The organism is Piscinibacter sp. (assembly GCF_050175855.1).
Lineage (GTDB): Bacteria > Pseudomonadota > Gammaproteobacteria > Burkholderiales > Burkholderiaceae_C > Piscinibacter.
Genome location: NZ_JBFXIO010000409.1, coordinates 1 through 4,290 on the forward strand (window position 1 = coordinate 1; position 4,290 = coordinate 4,290).

The following is a 4,290-nucleotide window of genomic DNA, read 5'->3' on the forward strand; positions in this document are numbered from 1 at the left end:
CGCTCTATGGACGTGACCTGACCGTGCGCAACGGCCTGAAGGAGTCGGACCGCATCAACTTGCGCCTGCTGAAGGCGTTCTGAGGCCCCTGAGCCACAATGAAACCCGGCGTTTTCGAATCGCCGGGGCCAGCGCGAACACACAGCGTCGAACACAATTCCCATGCGAGCTGTCGTCTACAAGAGCCCCGGGCACGTCGAAGTCAGCGACGTCCCAGAACCGCATGTTGCGGAGGCGACTGATGCTATCGTGAAGGTCACGCACGCCGGCATCTGTGGCACGGACTTGCATGTAGTGAAAGGCGACTTCGCGGGTATCACGCCGGGTGCGGTGGTTGGACACGAATTCGTTGGCGAGGTCGTGGAAGCAGGTCGTGCAGTTCACCGAATTCGCTTGGGCGACAAGGTGATGTCTTCCGACTTCACTGCCTGCGGCCAGTGCCGCTGGTGCGATCGAGCCGAACACTGGCAGTGCACTGAGCGTGCCTTCTTCGGCACCGGCACCGCATTTGGCCCCAGCATCTCCGGAGCGCAGGCGGAGTACGTCCGGGTGCCGTTTGCCGACCAGACGCTGGGCCATTTGCCGGAACAGTGTCCACCGGAAGCAGCCTTGCTAATGGGCGACAACCTCGCCACCGGCTGGGTCGCGATCGAGCGCGCCAGCACCCAAGCGGGGGACTTCGTCGTAGTCATCGGCGGCGGCGCTGTTGGCCAGCTCGCCGCATTGTCGGCGCAGGTGGCCGGTGCGGGGGTTGTCGTGCTGGTCGAACCCAACGAAACGCGCAGGGCGTTCGCGAATGCCCAGGGATCCATCGCCGTGCACCCGGACGACGCCGCGGCGCTGGTGCGGAAACTGACGGATGGCGACGGTGCCGAGGTCGTCGTTGAGGCGGTCGGCGGCAATGGCACACTCGACTTCGCGATGTCGCTGGCGCGCGCGCGCGGACGCGTCGTATCCGTGGGCGCGCACGTGGCAGAAAGCTGGGCCTTTCCGGTCGGCCGCGCGTTCAGGGACGAGCTGACACTCAGCTTCGCGATCGGCGACAGCATTCGCCTGCGTCGCAAGCTGCTGCGCTTGGTCACCAGCGGAGCCCTAGATCCGACCGTGGTGGTGGATGCCCGCGGCCGCCTGACTGATGCGCCTAGCCTTTACGACCTGCTCGCAAGGCAGCAGCGCATGAAAGCAGTGATGACCCCATGATCCGGCGCGCGCACGACGGCGCAGACTCGGGGGCATGGGAAGTCGATTCACCTCCGAGCCAACGCTGATGCCGGGCGCACTGACGGGCGTTCTCGAGCCGATTGCGACTGCAGCGGCCCGTGGGCAGTACGACCTCCTGCTCGCGGAGGCAGAACGGGCCGTTGCCGAACTGGTCCCCGCCGCCCGCGCGCGCGTCATTCTTCGCACCGGCGGCGCCTGGTATGCGCCGTCAACGCTGGAACATGTTAACGAAACACCGGGTCTGGATCTTCCCGGAGGACTCGAGACGTGCGAAGCACCGCTGCGGGTGGGGAAGGGCGTGTTTGTCCCGGTTGCCCCCGGCGCGCTCGCTCTGCTGATTGAGGGGGATCCCGTCACGATCGAAGCCTCCGAGTCGCTCGGCGTGTTCTGCAAGTTCTTCGCGCTTGCGCTACAGACCTGCGAGCGCCAACGGATTGCGGTCCAGAACCTCGACGAGGTGCAGGCGCTGCAGCGGGTCGCCACCCGCATGCTCAAGAGCCACGACCTGAGCGAGATCCTGCTGCTCATCACGCAGGAGGCCAAGCAATTGCTGTCGGCGGACATCTGCGGCGTTCTGCTGCGGCAGGACGACAGGATCGTCATGCGCCGCTGCGTCGGTAACCGCTCCCCGGAAACGGCGAACCTGCAGATGGGGCCCGGGCAGGGGTTGGCGGGGCTCGTCCTGGCGCACCGCACACCAGCCTCGGTCGAGGACTATGTAACCAGCGAGTCGATCAGTCGCGATTTCTTCCATCTGGCCGAGGCCGAACTCGTTCGCTCGGCGCTGGCGGCCCCTCTGCTCGGACGCGACGACATCATCGGCGTGCTGGAAGTTTGGCGGCGGCGACCTTCGACGTTCACACCCCAGGACACAACCAGGCTGACGGCACTGGCGAACCTGACATCCATCGCCATCGAGAATGCGGAGCTCTACGCTGGGCAACGCCGCATGGTCGAGGAGCTGGGGCGTGCGCACGAGGCGCTCAACCAGCGGTACGACGTCGTGCGCAGCGTGTCGAGCCTCACGCAGACACTGATGCTGCTGTTGCTCCAAGGGGCCGGATTGAACACCATCGTGTCGACGGCGGCGACGACGCTAAAGACGGACGTCGCCGTCATCGACCGGGACGGTACGCTGTTGTCATGGAGCGGCAGTGACCGCGCCCATGAACTGGTTGCTGGCGCGGCCGCTGCTGCCATCGCGCGAGGAGTCGCCACCGCAGGGTTGTCGGTGACTCAGGACGGCATGTCCTGGCGAGCCCAACCGATCTTCGTCGAGGGCGAGGCGGTGGCCTGGATCCTCGGAACGCTCGATGACGGGCAGCGCTTGGAGCTCATTGAGCTGACACTCTCGCAAGTTGCGGTCATCGCTGCCTTGCAGCGGCTGGAACAGCGATCGGCAAGCCGAGCCCGATCGGAATCGATTGATGCGACGGTGTGGGATTTGTTGCGCGCGGACGAAACCGCACGTGCAGCGGCCATCGACCGCTCGGCAGATCTCAAGCTGGATCTGGAAGGCCCGATGCGACTCTATCTCTGCGAACTCGGCGCCGCGGTGCCGGGATCTGCGGAGAGTTCGGGCTCCATCCTTCGCCAGAAGATCACACGTTCCGTTCAGGCCATACGTGGCGAGAAGGTGCGCGCCATTGCATTGCAGGGCCTGTCGATCGCCGTGTTGTGTTCCGACCAAGCGCTCGGCGATGCCGAACGCTTTGCTAAGGGTCTCGCAGGAGCCATCAGCGATGGTCTCAGCGGACGCCATGTTGTGGTGGGTGGGAGTAGCCGCTGCCACGTTCCCCGTGCGCTCGCAATCGCATACCGGGAGGCGCAGATCGCGCTGGACGTCTCGCGACAGATGGGCAAGACCGCCTCGGTCGTGTACGACCGTGCAGGCGTAGTCGGCATGTTGCTGAGTCTGCGCCATGATGTCGGCATGCGGAGATTCCTGGAACTGAACCTTGGTGGGTTGCTGAACGAGGAACCGAAGCAGCGCGACCTTTTCTTGCAGACGCTGCGCGTCTACTTCGACGTGAACTGTTCACACGAAGCAGCGTCGCAGAAGCTTGGTGTGCACAGGAAGACCGTCGCACACCGGCTTGGTCGAATCTCTGATTTAACGGGCCTGGATCTCAGTACGCACGACGACCGGTTGGTCGCGGACCTTTCGCTTTACGTCTTCCAGCTGCTGAACAACGGTACAGCATCCGGCGATGCAGAGGATCGGCGCGGCAGGTAGTTGGTAAGCAACTGGATGGACGCCCAACCACCCGTTGAAGGCAGCAGCGTGCCAGAGCAGCATTCGACGAAAGGAGTTCCGAACGGGGGCAATGAGTTAACATAATTAACCTCGTCACGCATTGAGATTTGCACCCAAAGTGTGGCAAATCACGGCGACAAGACCTGGGATTTAAACCCAAGGCGCCAGGGATCTAGCCCTTGGCGGCCGCCGCCAGCGCGCCGCGCGACTTCGAACGCTCCAGCGGCTTGCGCTCAGGCACCCGGGTCGTCTTGCGTTCGGCTGCATAGCGCCAGCCCGGCAAGGCCTTCGCGACCTCGGGCACCTGCGCCGGCGCCAACTCCAGCAACATCGTGCCAGCTAGCGACTTCACCACCGTCGCGCCATAGGAGCGCGCTGCCTTCTCAGCGGCCGCCAGGACCTTGCTGTCTTGGGCGTTGCTGTTGTGGAAGACGTAGCGTGCTATGCATCATGAGTATCGGCTGATCTCGGCTCTGTCGCTTGCATCGATCTTCCGAGCGCTCTATGATGTACATAACGTACACAACGCGGACGCCCACCATGGCCAAACTGCAGCAGCCCGCAACGGCGGTCGGATTCATTCCCGCCGAAGAGCGCTCGCCCGATGTCGTCCAGACCACGATCCGCCTGGGCGGCATGATCGTCGAAGTCGACGAGATCGGCGTCGGCTGGGGTAATCGTATTTTTCCTGCAGATTGACACGCTGGCCCACAAAAACTATAGGCGCGACAACCACTTGCAAAACCGGCCGTCGCGGACCCCTTGTGCTTTCGGTGCAGATTGACACGCTTCGACCTGCCGCAGCCGATCAC

4 protein-coding genes are annotated in these 4,290 nt (G+C 64.0%); 3 read left to right on the top strand and 1 reads right to left on the bottom strand.

Going from position 1 to position 4,290, the window contains the following annotated elements; all coding sequences use genetic code 11:
- Positions 1–162 precede the first annotated feature (162 nt).
- Positions 163–1,200, top strand: coding sequence for an alcohol dehydrogenase catalytic domain-containing protein (locus tag AB7U92_RS22655; RefSeq protein WP_128000903.1), 1,038 nt, complete (start codon positions 163–165; stop codon positions 1,198–1,200).
- Positions 1,201–1,267: 67 nt separating this feature from the next.
- A complete protein-coding gene (locus AB7U92_RS22660; protein WP_428582356.1) occupies positions 1,268–3,457 on the top strand; it encodes a helix-turn-helix domain-containing protein in 2,190 nt (729 codons plus the stop codon).
- A 193-nt stretch (positions 3,458–3,650) separates the two neighbouring features.
- Here AB7U92_RS22660 and AB7U92_RS22665 read toward each other — a convergent pair whose 3' ends face one another.
- Complete coding sequence (locus tag AB7U92_RS22665) at positions 3,651–3,830, bottom strand: hypothetical protein (RefSeq protein WP_428582358.1); 180 nt, start codon at positions 3,828–3,830, stop codon at positions 3,651–3,653.
- 188 nt (positions 3,831–4,018) lie between these two features.
- On the opposite strand from AB7U92_RS22665, the gene AB7U92_RS22670 reads away from it, so the two are divergent.
- Entirely contained in the window at positions 4,019–4,177 is a 159-nt protein-coding gene (locus AB7U92_RS22670) for a hypothetical protein (protein WP_428582360.1), read from the top strand.
- Positions 4,178–4,290 lie beyond the last annotated feature (113 nt).

Excerpts from the sequence above, each read along its gene's own strand:
- AB7U92_RS22655 (WP_128000903.1), top strand. The coding sequence starts at position 163 with ATGCGAGCTGTCGTCTACAAGAGCCCCGGGCACGTCGAAGTCAGCGAC.
- AB7U92_RS22660 (WP_428582356.1), top strand. The coding sequence starts at position 1,268 with ATGCCGGGCGCACTGACGGGCGTTCTCGAGCCGATTGCGACTGCAGCG.
- AB7U92_RS22670 (WP_428582360.1), top strand. The coding sequence starts at position 4,019 with ATGGCCAAACTGCAGCAGCCCGCAACGGCGGTCGGATTCATTCCCGCC.